Origin of the sequence: Bdellovibrio sp. HCB274, assembly GCF_047306075.1 — a bacterium.
In the GTDB taxonomy this organism is placed as follows: Bacteria; Bdellovibrionota; Bdellovibrionia; order Bdellovibrionales; family Bdellovibrionaceae; genus Bdellovibrio.
This window is the reverse complement of the sequence record NZ_CP178623.1, coordinates 750,613-766,302: the sequence shown is the minus strand read 5'-3', so window position 1 is coordinate 766,302 and position 15,690 is coordinate 750,613. Positions and strand designations below refer to the sequence as shown.

Below are 15,690 nucleotides of genomic sequence, written 5' to 3'. Positions count from 1 at the left end.
ATTACCCCTTAACTTCAACATTTACTAGATGTTGAACTTTCATGATTTGGCCACGGTTTGCTGGAGTGTCATTCACTTGTGCAGTGGAATTAACTTTCTTCAAACCAAGGCAACGAACTGCATCTTTTTGTTCTTGAGTGCAGCCGATAGTCGATTTTTTCAATTTTACGATAAATGTTTTAGCCATGATCGCCTCCGATTATTTGCTCAACTCTTTAAGTTGATTCAAACCATCGATTGTTGCTCTTACTGCATTGTGCGGGTTACGAGTACCAACACATTTAGTAAGAATGTCTTTAACACCAACTGACTCAAGAACGGCACGTACTGCACCACCCGCGATCACACCAGTACCTGGAGCTGCTGGTTTCATAATAACCTTTGCAGCACCGAATTTACCGATTACTTCGTGAGGGATTGTGCGACCTTCTTTAAGAGTCACAGATTTAGCTGATTTCTTAGCAGCGCGGCTAGCTTTGCCGATAGCCTCTGGAACTTCCACAGACTTACCAGAACCAAAACCAACATCACCAGCTTTGTTACCAACAACTACTAGAGCTGCGAAAGAGAAGCGACGACCACCCTTAACAACTTTTGTTACGCGGTTGATCGCTACTACACGCTCTTCTAATTCAGCTGCTTGAGCTTGAACTTTCTCCACATTCACTCCTTAGAAATTGAGGCCGCCCTCACGAGCGCCATCAGCTAGAGATTTAACACGGCCGTGGTACAAGTAACCGTTACGGTCAAATACTACGTTCGTGATTTTTTTAGCGGTAGCAGCTTTCGCTACTTCCATACCAACAAGCTTAGCCATTTCAACGCCAGACTTGTCTTCTTTACCAAGAGAAGAAACTGACACAAGAGTGTGACCAGTAACGTCGTTGATAACGCTTGCGTACATGTGCTTACCGCTTCTGTATACGCAAAGACGAGGTCTTTCATCAGTTCCGTTAACCGTTTTGCGGATACGGATCTTCTTTTTAAGGCGATTAACTTTACGATCGCTTGTATGTTTACTCATTTTCAATTTCATACATTACCTCTATTTACCAGCAGACTTACCGGCTTTACGACGGATATGCTCACCAGCGTAACGAACACCTTTGCCCAAGTATGGCTCTGGTGGACGGAACGAACGGATTTTAGCAGCTACTTGACCAACAAGTTCTCTGCTAGCGCCAGTGATTGAAAGTGCTGTTTGTTTTTCAACTTTGATTTCGATGCCTTCAGGGATATCGAAAACTACAGGGTGAGAGAAGCCCAAAGAAAGCTCCAACTTTTTACCTGCAACGTTTGCACGATAACCTACACCTTGAAGCTCAAGACCTTTAGTGAAACCTTTAGTAACGCCAGTTACAGCGTTTTGAACCAAAGCTCTGTAAAGACCGTGCAATGCACGAGCTTCTTTAGAGTCGTCTTTACGAGTCAACACTACCTTGTTGCCATCAACTTTAGCTGTAACTTGAGGCTGCATACCAATCTTCAAAGAAGATTTCGCGCCTTTAATCACAACTTCGTTAGCAGGTGTAACATCTACTTTTACTGTGTTATCAAAAATAACGGGTGCTTTACCAATACGAGACATGTTTCACCTACCAAAGTGTTGCAAGCAATTCGCCGCCAAGGTTTGCCTGGGCTGCTTGCTTACCGCTCATGATCCCTTTGCTCGTAGAAAGGATAGTCATACCCATTCCAGAACGAACTTGAGGAATTTTATCGGATTTAACATAAACGCGACGGCCTGGACGGCTTACACGGTCGATAGAGTTGATCGCATGTTGACCAGCTTCATCGTACTTCAAGTAAACACGCATGATGCCTTGTTTAGAGTCTTTAGCAACTTTGAAGCTGCGGATAAGACCTTCGTTTACAAGGATCTGTGCGATACCAGCGCGAACTTTAGAAGCAGGCAAATCCACTTTTTCGTGTTTTGCTGCTCCAGCGTTTCTAATGATTGTAAGGAACTGAGAAATTGTATCCATAGTTTTCCTCTTACCAGCTAGCTTTCGTTACGCCTGGCAATTTACCGTCAAGCGCAAGTTGTCTGAAGGCGATACGAGACAAACCGAATTTTCTGTAGTTACCACGAGGGCGACCAGAAATTTCACAACGTGTGATAACACGGTTGATGTTTGTCTTTTGAGGAAGAGCTTGAAGCTTTTTGCGAGCTTCTGCTCTTTCGTCATCAGAAAGTTTCATGTCAACGGCTTTATTTCTAAGCTCTGTTCTGTACTCAGTGTAGCGCTTAGCAGTTGCTTTTCTTTTGTTATTTTTAATAATTGCTGATTTGCGTGCCATTAGATCATCCTACTTTCTGAAAGGCATACCAAGTGCTTCAAGAAGCGCTCTGCCTTCAGTGTCGTTTTTAGCTGTTGTACAGATAGTGATGTTCATACCACGAGTTTTATCAACTTTATCGAAGTTGATCTCAGGGAACACGATTTGCTCCTTAAGACCCATGTTGTAGTTACCACGGCCGTCGAAACCTTTATTCGGCAAACCACGGAAGTCACGTACGCGAGGTAGTGCCAATGTGTTTAGACGATCAAGGAATGACCACATTCTCTCTTTTCTCAAAGTCACGCGAACACCCAATGGGATGCCAGCACGCAATTTGAAGTTAGAGATAGCTTTTTTAGCTTTAGTGATAACTGCTTTTTGACCAGAGATCGCTGTGATCTCGTCAACAACAGTGTTCAAAATTTTTGGATTTTGAACAGCTTCGCTCAAGCACACGCTAAGAGTGATTTTCTCCAAGCGAGGAACTTGCATTACGTTTTCAACTCCCAATTGTTTTTTCAGAGCAGGAGCGATCTCTTTATTGTATTTAGCTTTTAAGCGATTCATCTCATACCCCTTACAGAACTTCCGGAGCCAAAGAAACGATCTTAACGAACGCTTTCGCTCTCAACTCTCTGGCAACTGGGCCAAAGATACGTGTTCCAATTGGTTCTTTATTGGCGTTGATCAAAACAGCAGAGTTATCATCGAAACGGATATAAGAACCGTCTGCACGACGAAGTTTTTGAACAGTTCTAACTACTACGGCTTTAGCAACGTCACCTTTTTTAACTTTAGCGTTTGGCAAAGCTTCTTTGATAGAAACAACGATAACATCACCGATAGATGCTACACGACGTTTAGAACCACCAAGAACCTTTACGCACATAACTTCTTTAGCGCCAGAGTTGTCAGCTACATTTAGTCTAGTTTGCATTTGAATCATGACAACACCCCTTATGCTTTCGCAGTCTCTACGACTTCAGACAAAGCCCAACGTTTAGTTTTGGAAAGAGGACGTGTTTCACGGATCTTAACGATATCACCAATTTTAGCTTGGTTGTTCTCGTCATGAGCTTTGAACACAGAAGTCTTCTTAACGTACTTACCGTATTTAGCGTGTTTAACCATGCGGTAGATTAGGACAGAGATAGTTTTATCCATCTTGTCGCTGATAACCTCACCAACTACTTCGATTTTACGACCACGAGTATTTGTTTCAGTTGTCATTTAACTACCTCGCCACTTTCTTTACGATTGCTGTATTGATTTTCGCGATTGAACGACGAAGATCACGAATTTCAATTGGATTTGAAAGTTGACCAATTGAATTCTTGATACGAGCTTGGAACAACTCTTCAGAAAGAGCTGCTCTTTTCTTTTTCAATTCAGTTACAGAAAGATCTTTAATCTCTACGAACTTCATAACTACTCCCTAACCAAGAAACGAGTTTTGAAAGGAAGTTTGTGAGCTGCGCGTTCGAAAGCTTCTTTAGCTTGCTCACGAGTCACACCGTTCATTTCGAAAAGAACTTTTCCAGGAAGAACACGGGCTACCCATAGCTCCGGGTTACCTTTACCGCTACCCATACGAGTTTCAGCTGGTTTTTTTGTTACCGGTGTATTTGGGAATACACGGCACCAGATTTTACCACCACGCTTAACTGAACGGGAGATAGCAATACGACCTGCTTCCAACTGACGTGCTGTAAGACGTCCTTCCTCAACTGCTTGAAGACCGAAATCTCCAAAATCAAGGTTAGAACCTCTGTACGCAAAACCAGTTGCGCGGCCTACAAATTGTTTACGCCATTTTACTCTTTTAGGACTTAACACGACCTGCCTCCTCAACTTCGCGAGCAGATAAGATATCGCCTTTATAGATCCATACTTTCAATCCGATGATACCGTATGCAGTTAGAGCTTCAGCAGTACCGTAGTCGATATCTGCGCGCAATGTATGAAGAGGAACACTCTTCTCATTGTACCACTCTGAACGAGCAATCTCTGCACCATCAAGACGACCGGAAACACGGATCTTGATACCTCTCACGCCGCCTTTGATCGCAGCTGCAATAGATTTTTTAAGAGCTCTTCTCCAAGAGATACGTTTCTCAAGTTGTTGAGCAATGCTCTCAGCAACGAGCTGAGCATCGAGGTCTGGCTTGCGCACTTCTTGGATGCTCAAGAAAACTTCGTTGGGTGTAAGTTTTTGAACTTCCGCTTTAAGAGCGTCAATACCAGTACCTTTTTTACCAATAACAACACCTGGGCGAGCAGTAGAGATGATGATTTTAATCTTCTTCGCTGCACGTTCCATTTCGATTTTAGCTACACCAGCGTGCTTAAGTTTACCTTTTAGGTATTTTCTCAAGCGGATGTCTTCATGTAGATTTTCGAAATATTGGTTACCCTTCGCATACCAGCGAGAGTCCCAAGTTCTAATAACACCAACGCGTAAACCAATTGGATGAACCTTTTGTCCCACGATTATTTCTCCTCAAGTACAACGTTGATGTGGCTTGTTTTCTTACGAACACCGAATGCACGGCCTTGAGCGCGTGGACGGAATCTCTTAAGAACCGGACCTTGATCAACCCAGATGGCTTTAACAACCAAGTTATCTACGTCCATAACTTTTTTGTATTCAGCGTTAGCTACAGCAGATTCGATCAATTTCTTAACCATACCTGCAGTTTTTTTGTTCAAGAAAGTAAGAGTTTTAACAGCTTCGTTCACGTCTTTACCGCGAACTAGGTCTGCAACAAGTCTTGCCTTTTGAGCACCTACTCTTGCGTATTTTAGACTAGCTTTAACTTCCATAATCTCTACCTACTACTTCTTAGCAGCAGCTGGAGCTGCGGCTTTCTTCTCAGCGTGGCCTTGGAAAGTTCTTGTCGGAGCAAACTCACCAAGTTTGTGACCGATCATGTTCTCAGTGATGTAAACTGGAACGAACTTTCTACCATTGTGAACTGCGAACGTAAGTCCGATAGTTTCTGGAAGAATTGTTGAACGACGAGACCAAGTTTTGATAACTTTCTTGTCGTTTTTTTCGATTGCGTGGTCGACCTTCTTTTGAAGGTGAAGATCAACAAATGGACCTTTTTTAATTGAGCGTGCCACAGTTTACTCCTACTTACGTCTCTTGATGATTGAAGAGTCAGTTCTCTTGTTATGTCTCGTCTTGTAACCTTTACATGGTTGACCCCATGGAGTTACAGGATGATGACCTTTACCCACACCTTCACCACCACCCAATGGATGGTCTACTGGATTCATGTGCATACCACGAACTGAAGGACGGATACCTCTCCAACGAGAGCGACCAGCTTTACCCAGATTAATGTTTTCGTTATCAGTGTTACCAACTTGACCGATTGAAGCGCGGCATACTGAAAGAACCTGCTTCAACTCACCAGATGGCATACGTACTTGGCAGTACATATCACCTTTACCAGCCAAAGTCGCGCTCGCACCTGCACCTCTGCAAATTTGACCACCTTTACCTGGGCGCAATTCGATATTGTGAATTACTGTACCAACAGGGATAGCGGACAAAGACAAAGAGTTACCTGGTTTGATGTCGGCTTTGTCTGAAGAAAGTACAGTGTCGCCTACATTCAAGCCAACTGGCGCGATGATGTATGCTTTCTGACCGTCTACATAGTTAAGAAGAGCGATACGGCAAGTTCTGTTCGGATCGTATTCGATCGCAGCAACTTTCGCTGGCACTTCTAGTTTCATACGTTTGAAATCAACCAAACGGTATTTACGTTTATGACCGCCACCTTGGTGACGAATAGTAATTTGACCGTGATTGTTACGAGCTGCTTGTTTCTTTAGAGGAGCAAGCAAAGACTTCTCTGGAGTTGTCTTTGTGATTTCTTTGAAATCGAAACCAGTCATTCCTCTACGACCATGAGAGCGCGGGGCGAACGTCTTGATACCCATCTCTATACTCCCTCAAAAAGAGCGATCTTCTCACCTTCAACAAGCTTAACGTAAGCTTTTTTCCAGTAAGGGACCTTAGTTGCACCAAACTTCGTGTTTTTAGAGTGACCGCGGCAAACGCTAGTTCTAACGCTGTCAACTTTAACTTTGAAGTTCTTCTCTACTGCTGCTTTTACTTCTGTTTTAGTAGATTTCATATCTACTTCGAACACGTAAACGCCAGCTGCGTTGTGGTATGTGTTTTTCTCCGTGATTAGTGGAGTTTTAATTACTTGTTTCATCTTACGCTTTCTCCATTGAGCAGCGATCTACGATTTTAGCTACAGATTCTTTAGTAATAACTGCAGCATCGTATTTCAAAAGATCAAACACGTTCAAACCTTCAACTGGGAAGTATTTGAATGTTGGAAGATTTTTTGAAGCTTGATTGAACTTGTCGTTAACATTTGCATCGATCAAAACTGCTTTTTTCAAGCCGAACGCTTTAAGGCGCTTGCTCAACTCAGCTGTTTTACCTTCAGATTGCATGCTGTCTACTACGAACAACTTGCCTTCTTTTTGAAGGTGAGAAAGTGCCATGCTCAAACCTAAGCGACGAACTTTTTTAGGAAGTACGAACGCGTAGCTGCGAGGTTGAGGACCGAAAGCAGTACCACCACCAGGCATCAAGATAGAACGGCTAGAACCTTGACGAGCTCCACCAGTACCTTTTTGTTTGAAAGGCTTCTTACCACCACCGCTCACTAGACCTTTTGTTTTAGTCATGTGAGTACCTTGGCGACGGCTAGCCAATTGCCATTGAACTACTGTGTGCAAAACTTCTTTTTTAACAGGAGTTTCGAAAACATCAGCTGCAAGATCGATAGATCCTACTTTTTCTTTTTTCCAGTTAAGTACATTTACTGTTGCCATATTACACTCTCACCAATTTCACCAAAGTGTTTTTCGCACCTGGAACTGGGCCCTTAACCATAACAACGTTTTCAGCGTGATTGATCTCAACGATTTCAACGTTCTTAACAGTTACTGTTTCGTTACCAAGATGACCTGGGAATTTCTTACCTGGCATTACGCGACCTGGCCATGTTCTGTTACCAGAAGAACCCGGACGACGGTGGAATTTAGAACCGTGTGAACCAGGTCCACCGGCGAAATTCCAACGCTTCATAACACCCGCAAAACCTTTACCTTTAGATTTCGCTGTCATTTTAACAACGTCACCTTTAGACAAAGAATCGATAGATACTTGCGCGCCTACTGTAAGACCTTCTGGAATAGCTTGACGAAGTTCTTTTACGAATTTCGCGCCATTTTCGAAGCCAGCACCTTTTAGGTGGCCTTGTTCAGCTTTGTTTGAATTTTTAGCTTTTTTAGGTTCGCAAGCTACTTGAATAGCTTCGTAACCATCAGCTTCGTTAGTTTTGATTTGAGAAACAAACCAAGGTTCATAACGAAGAACTGTTACTGGAATCGCTTCGCCTTGTTCATTATAGATTGTAGCCATACCTTCTTTGAAGGCGAACAAGCCGTTCAGCTTTAGACCTGTAGACGTTTGTGTGTTTTCTTGTGTTTCGCTCACGTCTTACTCCTAAATTGCTGACAATTTGATTTCGACGTCAACACCAGCAGAAAGATCCAATTTCATCAATTGGTCTACTGTTTGTTGAGTAGGTTCAAGGATATCAAGCATACGCTTGTGAGTTCTTACTTCGAACTGCTCACGAGATTTTTTATCAACGTGTGGAGAACGTAGTACAGTGTAGCGGTTGATGCGAGTAGGCAAGGGAATTGGACCCGCAACTTTTGCGCCTGTGCGACGAGCAGTCTCAACGATTTCTTTCGTCGACTGATCAAGCAATTTATGATCGAATGCCTTCAATCTGATTCTAATCTTCTGACTTTGCATAAGGACACTTCTCTTCTTTTGTATAAAGTAGCGTAATTACTAGCAAACTTGTTAATAACTGAACATCCAATCCCATCGAAAACTTGCCCCGAATTAGCCCTTGCGGCCTAGAAAGTCCACCAAACGCGGGGGGTTTTTTGTAAATATAGATGTCACGAGTGCGCGAGTATGCGCATTTAAAAAATCTTTGTCAAAGGGAAAAAATTAAATAATTAATATCTTCCCATTTTATGTAGAATTTCCGTTTTCACCTTCGCAGGGACCACGGCGTATTCCAAGAATTCCATACTGAAACTTGCTCTGCCCTGGCTTAAGCTGCGCACATCGGTCGCATAGCCAAATAGAGTGGCCAATGGAGCTTCAGCAAAGACAACCTGCCCACCCCCTGGCTTCACGTTCATCGTAAGGATTTTCCCACGACGAGAGTTCAAGTCACCCACGATATTACCCACAAAATCATCAGGGCAAGTCACTTCGAGCTTAAAGATAGGCTCCATAAGCTCCACTTGGGCGTTTTTAACGGCATCTCTGAATGCCAGGGAAGTGGCCGCTTTAAAGGCCATTTCCGAGGAAGATTCAGGGCGAACCTCAACAGATGTTAAAGTCCCCTTAATACCGAGCATGGAATAACTCGCCAACGGACCCACTTCGGCAGCCTCACGGAACCCGTTTTCAACGGCCTTGAACATTGTTGGCGTAAATTCTTTAGACGTAGATACCTTGCTGGCGAATTGGATATGATCTGCCTGAGAGATCGGCTCAATCGTCAGAGATACGGATGCGAAGTTCATCTCGCCGGCAATTTCGCGCTCATAAACATGAGTCGCAGAAGCTGCGGAAGTGATCGTTTCGCGGTAGGAAACCTGGGGCTTACCGACATTCGCCTGCACCTTGTGCTCGCGAAGAAGACGGTCCACCAGGATATCCAGATGAAGCTCCCCCATACCAGAAAGCAGAATCTGACCGGTTTCCGGGTCATTTCTTAGCTTACAGGAAGGATCTTCTTTTTGAAGTTTTTCCAGACCCGCAAGCATCTTCTCCTGATCTGCAGAAGATTTAGCTTCGATCGCCACTGCGATCACCGGCTCTGGGAAAGTAATGGATTCAAGAACAACAGCATGGGACGTTTCGCAAAGAGTATCACCAGTACCAGTGAATTTCAGACCGATTACGGCACCGATATCACCCGCTTTTAAACCGGTCACTTCTTCACGCGAATTCGCATGCATTTTTACCAGCTTTTGAATGCGCTCTTTTTTCTGAGTACGAGGATTCAAAAGTTGATCGCCCACTTTTACTTCACCGGAATACACACGGATGTAGGTCAAAGTTCCCGCGAACGGATCGTTGGCGATTTTAAATGCCAAGGCCGCCACGTGAGCGTCGAAATCAGTTTTACATACGATTTCTTTTTCAGGACGTTCAGGATCGTGCCCCACGATATCCGGAACTTCGATAGGTGATGGAAGGTAATCGATCACACCATCAAGCAAAGGCTGAATACCTTTGTTTTTGAAAGCAGCTCCACAGAATACCGGGAACGCTTTAAGCTCAAGAGTGCCTTTGCGAAGAGCAGCTTTTAGCTCCGCCACAGTCACTTCTTCTCCATTGAGATATTTCTCAAGAAGAACATCGTCGAACTCAACGATCTTTTCAACGACCTCTGTACGGAAACGATTTACATCGTCCTTCATGTCGTTAGGAACATCGGTAACTTCGAAATTGTCACCCATACCGGATGTCGTCCAAACGTAAGCGCGATTTTCCAACAAATCGACAACGCCACGGAAGGTGTCTTCAACACCGATTGGAACTTGAACTGGGATTGGATTGGCCTGCAAGCGCTCTTTGATTGTCCCGTAAGACATCACAAAATCTGCACCCACGCGGTCCATTTTATTAACGAAACAGATTCTTGGTACTTTATACTTGTCAGCTTGTTTCCAAACAGTTTCAGACTGAGGCTCAACGCCATTCACACCGTCGAAAACCGCGATAGCACCATCAAGAACGCGCAAAGAACGCTCAACTTCAATAGTGAAATCAACGTGCCCCGGAGTATCGATAATATTAATGCGGTGATCTTTCCAGAACGCCATAGTGGCAGCAGAGGTAATGGTAATACCACGCTCTTGTTCCTGAACCATCCAGTCCATAGTGGCCTGGCCGTCGTGAACTTCACCAATTTTATGACTTTTTCCAGTGTAGTAAAGAATGCGCTCGGTGGTCGTCGTTTTACCGGCATCAATGTGAGCCATGATGCCGATATTACGAGTATACTTGAGATCAGCTACAACTTTAGGATCTTTAGCTGACATGTAAACAGATTACCAGTTGTAGTGAGAGAAAGCCTTATTAGCTTCAGCCATACGGTGAACTTCATCTTTCTTCTTAATAGAGTTACCTCTATTGTTGTAAGCATCGATGAATTCGCCAGCCAAACGCTTAGCATGGTCTTTTTCGCCACGTTCACGAGAGTATTCTACCAACCAACGCATAGCCAAAGCTAGACGACGAGTTGGACGAACATCGATAGGAACTTGGTATGTAGCACCACCAACACGGCGAGAACGAACTTCGATAGAAGGCTTAACGTTCTCAAGAGCTTTTTTGAAAACTGCAATTGGCTCTTCGCCTTGCACTTTTCCTTCAAGTTCTTTCAATGCTCCGTAGAAAAGCTTCTGTGCAGTAGCTTTTTTACCTTGGTACATCATTTTATTGATGAACTTAGCGATTGTTAGATCCTTGAAAACCGGATCAGGAATGATTTCTCTTTTAAAGGTCTTTTTACGACGTGACATCTCTTAATCCTTATTTCTTAGGTCTCTTAGTACCGTATTTTGAACGACCACGAAGACGACCGTTCACACCTTGAAGATCTAGAACACCGCGAACGATGTGGTAACGAACACCCGGCAAGTCCTTAACACGGCCGCCACGGATCAAGACAACGCTATGCTCTTGAAGATTGTGACCGATACCTGGGATGTAAGAGATAACTTCAAAACCGTTAGACAGACGAACTTTTGCTACTTTACGTAGAGCGGAGTTCGGCTTCTTTGGAGTTGTTGTATAAACACGAGTACAAACACCACGACGCTGAGGGCATGACACCAAAGCAGGTGATTTAGTTTGGTTTTTTTGAACTTTACGCTCACTTTTGATGAGCTGGTTAATTGTAGGCACTTTTATAACCCCTTAAACAATTTATTCGAATTCAAGACGCTGGAACTTACATTGTCGCAAGTGTCCGGGTCAAGACATTGTTGTTATTTTTATTTCCCAAAAACCGGCGTGAGTTCCACTTTTTGAGTTTTTTACATTTTTCTTACAAGATCCGGGGCCTTAGCCCTCAAAACCGCTAGTGAGGCGGCTTTGAGGTCGTGGGGCACCGCGGTTCATTAACCTTGGTGAGGCTGAGAAGAAGCCGTCATCCCTGGCAATGCCACGAATGAAGTATCGTCGTCTTCTGCAACTGAAACTTTCCAACGTTTGTAAGAAGTTAAGCCAGTACCTGCAGGGATCAAACGACCCATGATGATATTCTCTTTCAAACCACGCAAATGGTCTGTGCGAGAATTAATCGCCGCTTCTGTAAGTACTTTTGTTGTTTCTTGGAATGACGCTGCTGAGATCCAGCTATCAGTGCTCAAAGAAACTTTCGTGATACCAAGAAGAAGTGGATTGCATGTAGCAGGTTGTCCACCTTCACGGCTCAAACGAGCATTTTCTTCGTCGAAAGCATATCTCTCTGCTTGCTCACCAGCCAAGAAGCGGCTGTCACCAGCGTCCTTGATCTCTACTTTACGTAGCATTTGGCGAACGATCACTTCGATATGCTTATCATTGATAGCAACACCTTGAAGTCGGTAAACTTCTTGGATTTCATCAACAAGGTATGCAGATAGGGCCTTAGCACCCAGAACCGCCAGAATGTCATGAGGATTTGTTGGACCGTCCATCAACGCCTCACCGGCTCTTACGTACTCACCTTCTCTTACAGCAACGTGCTTACCTTTAGGGATGAGATATTCTTTTTGCTCACCCACTTCAGGAGTTACGATCACACGTTGTTTACCTTTAACGTCTTTACCGAATGTCACATAACCATCAATTTCAGAGATGATTGCTGCTTCTTTCGGTTTACGAGCTTCAAACAATTCAGCAACGCGCGGAAGACCGCCCGTGATATCCTTCGTTTTCGAAGTCTCACGATGCATTTTCGCGATAACGTCACCGGCATGGATCTCTTGACCGTCAGCTACTAGAAGCTGAGCACCCACTGGGATCAAATATCTCGCAGGGATGTCACGACCAGGAAGATTCAATGTCTTACCATTGCCATCAACCAGGAACACAGTTGGTTTGATGTCAGAAGATTTGGATTCCATGATAACTTTAGTCGCGAAACCAGTTACCGCATCCACTTGCTCCTGCATCGTAGAACCTTCTTCGATATCCTGGTATTGGATCTTCGCAGAAACCTCTGCGATGATTGGATTCGAATATGGATCCCATTCTACAACTGTTTGCCCTTTGGCAACTTTGTCATTTTCTTTAAAGTTCAATACAGCACCGTAAACAAGCTTGAAGTTTTCGCGCTCGCGGCCTGCTTCGTCGATAACTAGTGCAGATCCATTACGATTCATAACCGTCAATTTACCATTGCGGTTTGTAACTGCATGAACGTTAACCAATTTGATTGTACCGTCATAACGAGTCGTATGAACGGATTGTTCAACTGAACGAGAAGCCGCACCACCCAAGTGGAACGTACGCATCGTCAACTGAGTACCCGGCTCACCGATCGATTGTGCGGCGATGATACCAACTGTTTCACCAAGGTTCACAGTTGCACCACGAGACAAGTCGCGGCCGTAACATTTCACACACACACCACGTTTAGATTGGCACACTAGGGCTGAACGGATGTCGACTTTATCGATACCCAAGCCTTCGATAGTTTTAACGTCGTTCTCTGTGATCTCCTGGTTCGCTCTAACAACAACGTTGTTAGTTTGAGGATCAACAACATCTCTCAATGTTGTACGACCAAGGATACGATCACCGATGTTTTGGATGATCTCACCAGCTTCGTAAACTGGAGTGATTTCCAAACCGTCGTCAATTCCGCAATCCATTTCAGACACAACCACGTCTTGAGCAACGTCAACCAAACGACGAGTCAAGTAACCGGAGTTCGCAGTTTTCAATGCTGTATCGGCCAAACCTTTACGAGCACCATGCGTAGAAATGAAGTACTGAATAACTGTCAAACCTTCACGGAAGTTCGCAGTGATCGGTGTTTCGATGATCTCACCAGAAGGTTTCGCCATCAAACCACGCATACCACCCAACTGACGGATCTGAGTCGCGGAACCACGGGCTCCGGATTCAGCCATGATGTAGATTGGATTGAATGAAGGTCCAACTACCTCTTTGCCATCAACGATGAACGTTTGTTTTTCAATCGCGTTCATACCTTCTTTGGCAATTTTGTCAGCAGTTTGTGCCCAGATATCCACTACCTTATTGTAGCGCTCACCATCTGTGATCAAACCTTCATCGTACTGAGTTTGGATTTCAGTAACTTGTTTTTCCGCATCCGCGATCATTGGAGCCTTGGCAGCCGGGATAACCATGTCATCGATACCGATAGACATACCTGCAGCTGTTGAATATTTGAAACCAAGTTCCATGATTTTATCAGCCAGGATACAAGTCGCTTTTGCACCAGCAAGACGGAAAGTCTTGTCGATCAAAGCTGCGATTTGTTTCTTGGTCATGATTACGTTCACGTCGTTGAAAGGAACTTCTTTAGGAACGCTATCAGAAAGAATCGCGCGACCTACAGTTGTTTCCTGCAACTTACCGTTGATACGAACTTTACAAGTAGCCTGCAAGTCTACCAAGCCTGTTTCGTAAGCGTATTGAGCTTCCTGAACAGTCGAGAAGATTTTGCCAGTTCCTTTTGCTCCAAGACGGTTACGAGTCAACCAGTACAAGCCCAACACGATATCTTGTGATGGATTGATAACCGGCTTACCAGACGCTGGAGAAAGAACGTTGTTCGTAGACATCATCAAAACACGAGCTTCAACTTGAGATTCCACAGAAAGTGGAACGTGAACCGCCATTTGGTCACCGTCGAAGTCGGCATTGAAGGCACCGCACACTAGTGGATGCAATTGGATCGCTTTACCTTCGTGAAGAACAGGTTCGAAGGCCTGGATACCAAGTCTGTGAAGAGTTGGCGCACGGTTTAGAAGAACTGGATGTTCTTTAACCACGTCAGCCAGGATATCCCATACTTCAACGGATTCTTGCTCAACCATTTTTTTGGATTGCTTGATCGTCGCAGTCAGGCCTTTTTCTTCAAGTTTGTTGTAAACGAATGGTTTGAATAGCTCCAAAGCCATTTTCTTAGGAAGACCGCATTGGTGCAATTTCAACGTCGGACCTACAACGATAACGGAACGACCAGAGTAGTCCACACGTTTACCAAGTAGATTTTGACGGAAACGACCCTGCTTACCTTTCAACATATCAGAAAGGGAGCGAAGAGGACGTTTGTTTGGACCAGTGAAAGTCTTACCGCGACGACCATTATCCAACAATGCGTCTACTGCTTCTTGCAACATACGTTTTTCATTGCGGATGATGATGTCTGGAGCGTTAAGCTCCTGAAGGCGTTTCAAACGGTTATTACGGTTGATAACACGACGGTAAAGATCATTTAGATCTGAAGTCGCGAAACGACCACCATCAAGTGGTACCAACGGACGCAAATCCGGTGGCAATACAGGAAGAGCCTCAAGCATCATCCATTCAGGTTTGTTGATAGAGCCTTTGAAAGCCTCAACAACTTTAAGACGCTTAGTGATTTTCTTCATGCCCGCTTCAGATTTGATGTCTTTAGCTTCCATACGAAGTTTACGAGACAAATATTCTGGATCGATTTTTCTCAAAAGGTCACGAACAGCTTCGCCGCCCATGCCGTATTTGAATGAAGGACCGAATTCGTTCAATGCAGCTTGCAATGCTTCTTCAGTCAATACCTGGCCTTCTTCCAATGTAGTTTCCATTGGATCGATAACCACGTGTGCTTCACAATACAAAACTTTCTCAACATCTTTCAAAGAAAGGTTAAGCAAGTTACCGATACGAGAAGGCAGTGAGCGCAAGAACCAGATGTGTGCAACTGGAGTCGCAAGCTCAATGTGACCTAGACGTTCACGGCGAACTTTAGTTTGTGTTACTTCAACGCCGCACTTTTCACAGACGACGCCACGGTACTTCATACGTTTATACTTACCGCACAAGCACTCGTAATCCTTGATAGGACCGAAGATTTTCGCACAGAACAAGCCGTCACGCTCAGGCTTGAATGTACGATAGTTGATAGTTTCTGGCTTCTTAACTTCACCAAATGACCAGTCACGAATCATTTCAGGTGACGCCAACGATACTCGTACGGCGTCAAACGAAAGTGGATCTTTTGGTTTATCGAAAAAATTCAACAAGTCTCTCAAAGAACACCCCTGTTG

The 15,690-nt window shown here is 44.2% G+C and carries 23 protein-coding genes; all 23 read right to left on the bottom strand.

What is annotated here, in order from left to right:
• Nucleotide 1: 1 nt before the first annotated feature.
• Entirely contained in the window at nt 2-187 is a 186-nt protein-coding gene (rpmD, locus tag ACLWNV_RS03810; RefSeq protein ID WP_142699141.1) for a 50S ribosomal protein L30, read from the bottom strand.
• Between the two features lie 12 nt (nt 188-199).
• The gene (rpsE, locus tag ACLWNV_RS03805) at nt 200-661 is read right to left on the bottom strand and encodes a 30S ribosomal protein S5 (protein ID WP_340599063.1); all 462 of its coding nucleotides are present in this window, start codon (nt 659-661) and stop codon (nt 200-202) included.
• A 9-nt stretch (nt 662-670) separates the two neighbouring features.
• Complete coding sequence (gene rplR / locus ACLWNV_RS03800; protein WP_413586575.1) at nt 671-1,036, bottom strand: 50S ribosomal protein L18; 366 nt, start codon at nt 1,034-1,036, stop codon at nt 671-673.
• A 9-nt stretch (nt 1,037-1,045) separates the two neighbouring features.
• Nucleotides 1,046-1,588, bottom strand: a complete 543-nt coding sequence (gene rplF, locus ACLWNV_RS03795; protein WP_413586574.1) for a 50S ribosomal protein L6 — start codon at nt 1,586-1,588, stop codon at nt 1,046-1,048.
• Nucleotides 1,589-1,595: 7 nt separating this feature from the next.
• Nucleotides 1,596-1,985, bottom strand: a complete 390-nt coding sequence (gene rpsH / locus ACLWNV_RS03790) for a 30S ribosomal protein S8 (RefSeq protein ID WP_340599060.1) — start codon at nt 1,983-1,985, stop codon at nt 1,596-1,598.
• Nucleotides 1,986-1,995: 10 nt separating this feature from the next.
• Nucleotides 1,996-2,301, bottom strand: a complete 306-nt coding sequence (gene rpsN, locus ACLWNV_RS03785; protein WP_413586573.1) for a 30S ribosomal protein S14 — start codon at nt 2,299-2,301, stop codon at nt 1,996-1,998.
• A 9-nt stretch (nt 2,302-2,310) separates the two neighbouring features.
• Nucleotides 2,311-2,850: a 50S ribosomal protein L5 gene (gene rplE, locus ACLWNV_RS03780; protein WP_088615298.1), complete on the bottom strand. Its 540-nt coding sequence runs from the start codon at nt 2,848-2,850 to the stop codon at nt 2,311-2,313.
• Between the two features lie 10 nt (nt 2,851-2,860).
• Entirely contained in the window at nt 2,861-3,229 is a 369-nt protein-coding gene (gene rplN, locus ACLWNV_RS03775) for a 50S ribosomal protein L14 (RefSeq protein ID WP_413586572.1), read from the bottom strand.
• Between the two features lie 11 nt (nt 3,230-3,240).
• Nucleotides 3,241-3,513 (bottom strand): 30S ribosomal protein S17, encoded by a 273-nt coding sequence (gene rpsQ / locus ACLWNV_RS03770; RefSeq protein WP_340599056.1) that lies wholly within the window; start codon nt 3,511-3,513, stop codon nt 3,241-3,243.
• 4 nt (nt 3,514-3,517) lie between these two features.
• The gene (gene rpmC / locus ACLWNV_RS03765) at nt 3,518-3,709 is read right to left on the bottom strand and encodes a 50S ribosomal protein L29 (protein ID WP_088615301.1); all 192 of its coding nucleotides are present in this window, start codon (nt 3,707-3,709) and stop codon (nt 3,518-3,520) included.
• 2 nt (nt 3,710-3,711) lie between these two features.
• Nucleotides 3,712-4,119: a 50S ribosomal protein L16 gene (rplP, locus tag ACLWNV_RS03760; RefSeq protein WP_088615302.1), complete on the bottom strand. Its 408-nt coding sequence runs from the start codon at nt 4,117-4,119 to the stop codon at nt 3,712-3,714.
• The gene (rpsC, locus tag ACLWNV_RS03755) at nt 4,106-4,771 is read right to left on the bottom strand and encodes a 30S ribosomal protein S3 (protein ID WP_142699134.1); all 666 of its coding nucleotides are present in this window, start codon (nt 4,769-4,771) and stop codon (nt 4,106-4,108) included. Before rpsC ends, rplP begins: the two co-directional genes overlap by 14 nt.
• A 2-nt stretch (nt 4,772-4,773) precedes the next feature.
• Entirely contained in the window at nt 4,774-5,106 is a 333-nt protein-coding gene (gene rplV / locus ACLWNV_RS03750) for a 50S ribosomal protein L22 (protein WP_142699133.1), read from the bottom strand.
• A 12-nt stretch (nt 5,107-5,118) separates the two neighbouring features.
• Entirely contained in the window at nt 5,119-5,409 is a 291-nt protein-coding gene (gene rpsS, locus ACLWNV_RS03745; protein WP_413586571.1) for a 30S ribosomal protein S19, read from the bottom strand.
• Between the two features lie 9 nt (nt 5,410-5,418).
• Nucleotides 5,419-6,237 (bottom strand): 50S ribosomal protein L2, encoded by an 819-nt coding sequence (gene rplB / locus ACLWNV_RS03740; protein WP_088615306.1) that lies wholly within the window; start codon nt 6,235-6,237, stop codon nt 5,419-5,421.
• A 2-nt stretch (nt 6,238-6,239) separates the two neighbouring features.
• Complete coding sequence (gene rplW / locus ACLWNV_RS03735) at nt 6,240-6,518, bottom strand: 50S ribosomal protein L23 (protein ID WP_088615307.1); 279 nt, start codon at nt 6,516-6,518, stop codon at nt 6,240-6,242.
• 1 nt (nt 6,519) lies between these two features.
• On the bottom strand, nt 6,520-7,149 hold the full coding sequence (gene rplD / locus ACLWNV_RS03730) for a 50S ribosomal protein L4 (protein WP_413586570.1): 630 nt from the start codon (nt 7,147-7,149) through the stop codon (nt 6,520-6,522).
• 1 nt (nt 7,150) lies between these two features.
• On the bottom strand, nt 7,151-7,816 hold the full coding sequence (rplC, locus tag ACLWNV_RS03725; protein ID WP_413586569.1) for a 50S ribosomal protein L3: 666 nt from the start codon (nt 7,814-7,816) through the stop codon (nt 7,151-7,153).
• A gap of 9 nt (nt 7,817-7,825) precedes the next feature.
• Nucleotides 7,826-8,143 (bottom strand): 30S ribosomal protein S10, encoded by a 318-nt coding sequence (rpsJ, locus tag ACLWNV_RS03720; RefSeq protein WP_025308875.1) that lies wholly within the window; start codon nt 8,141-8,143, stop codon nt 7,826-7,828.
• A gap of 212 nt (nt 8,144-8,355) precedes the next feature.
• On the bottom strand, nt 8,356-10,461 hold the full coding sequence (gene fusA / locus ACLWNV_RS03715; RefSeq protein ID WP_413586568.1) for an elongation factor G: 2,106 nt from the start codon (nt 10,459-10,461) through the stop codon (nt 8,356-8,358).
• Between the two features lie 9 nt (nt 10,462-10,470).
• On the bottom strand, nt 10,471-10,944 hold the full coding sequence (gene rpsG, locus ACLWNV_RS03710; RefSeq protein ID WP_413577452.1) for a 30S ribosomal protein S7: 474 nt from the start codon (nt 10,942-10,944) through the stop codon (nt 10,471-10,473).
• Nucleotides 10,945-10,954: 10 nt separating this feature from the next.
• The gene (gene rpsL / locus ACLWNV_RS03705; RefSeq protein WP_413577449.1) at nt 10,955-11,329 is read right to left on the bottom strand and encodes a 30S ribosomal protein S12; all 375 of its coding nucleotides are present in this window, start codon (nt 11,327-11,329) and stop codon (nt 10,955-10,957) included.
• Between the two features lie 215 nt (nt 11,330-11,544).
• Nucleotides 11,545-15,675, bottom strand: a complete 4,131-nt coding sequence (gene rpoC / locus ACLWNV_RS03700; RefSeq protein WP_413586567.1) for a DNA-directed RNA polymerase subunit beta' — start codon at nt 15,673-15,675, stop codon at nt 11,545-11,547.
• Nucleotides 15,676-15,690: the final 15 nt, after the last annotated feature.

Bases quoted from the DNA above. Each gene is read 5' to 3' on its own strand.
- rpsH (WP_340599060.1), bottom strand. From the start codon at position 1,985: ATGGATACAATTTCTCAGTTCCTTACAATCATTAGAAACGCTGGAGCA.
- rpsN (WP_413586573.1), bottom strand. From the start codon at position 2,301: ATGGCACGCAAATCAGCAATTATTAAAAATAACAAAAGAAAAGCAACT.
- fusA (WP_413586568.1), bottom strand. From the start codon at position 10,461: ATGTCAGCTAAAGATCCTAAAGTTGTAGCTGATCTCAAGTATACTCGT.
- rpsJ (WP_025308875.1), bottom strand. From the start codon at position 8,143: ATGCAAAGTCAGAAGATTAGAATCAGATTGAAGGCATTCGATCATAAA.
- rpmC (WP_088615301.1), bottom strand. From the start codon at position 3,709: ATGAAGTTCGTAGAGATTAAAGATCTTTCTGTAACTGAATTGAAAAAG.
- rpsG (WP_413577452.1), bottom strand. From the start codon at position 10,944: ATGTCACGTCGTAAAAAGACCTTTAAAAGAGAAATCATTCCTGATCCG.
- rplB (WP_088615306.1), bottom strand. From the start codon at position 6,237: ATGGGTATCAAGACGTTCGCCCCGCGCTCTCATGGTCGTAGAGGAATG.
- rplN (WP_413586572.1), bottom strand. From the start codon at position 3,229: ATGATTCAAATGCAAACTAGACTAAATGTAGCTGACAACTCTGGCGCT.
- rplF (WP_413586574.1), bottom strand. From the start codon at position 1,588: ATGTCTCGTATTGGTAAAGCACCCGTTATTTTTGATAACACAGTAAAA.
- rplD (WP_413586570.1), bottom strand. From the start codon at position 7,149: ATGGCAACAGTAAATGTACTTAACTGGAAAAAAGAAAAAGTAGGATCT.
- rpsQ (WP_340599056.1), bottom strand. From the start codon at position 3,513: ATGACAACTGAAACAAATACTCGTGGTCGTAAAATCGAAGTAGTTGGT.
- rplW (WP_088615307.1), bottom strand. From the start codon at position 6,518: ATGAAACAAGTAATTAAAACTCCACTAATCACGGAGAAAAACACATAC.
- rpmD (WP_142699141.1), bottom strand. From the start codon at position 187: ATGGCTAAAACATTTATCGTAAAATTGAAAAAATCGACTATCGGCTGC.
- rplR (WP_413586575.1), bottom strand. From the start codon at position 1,036: ATGAAATTGAAAATGAGTAAACATACAAGCGATCGTAAAGTTAATCGC.
- rplV (WP_142699133.1), bottom strand. From the start codon at position 5,106: ATGGAAGTTAAAGCTAGTCTAAAATACGCAAGAGTAGGTGCTCAAAAG.
- rplE (WP_088615298.1), bottom strand. From the start codon at position 2,850: ATGAATCGCTTAAAAGCTAAATACAATAAAGAGATCGCTCCTGCTCTG.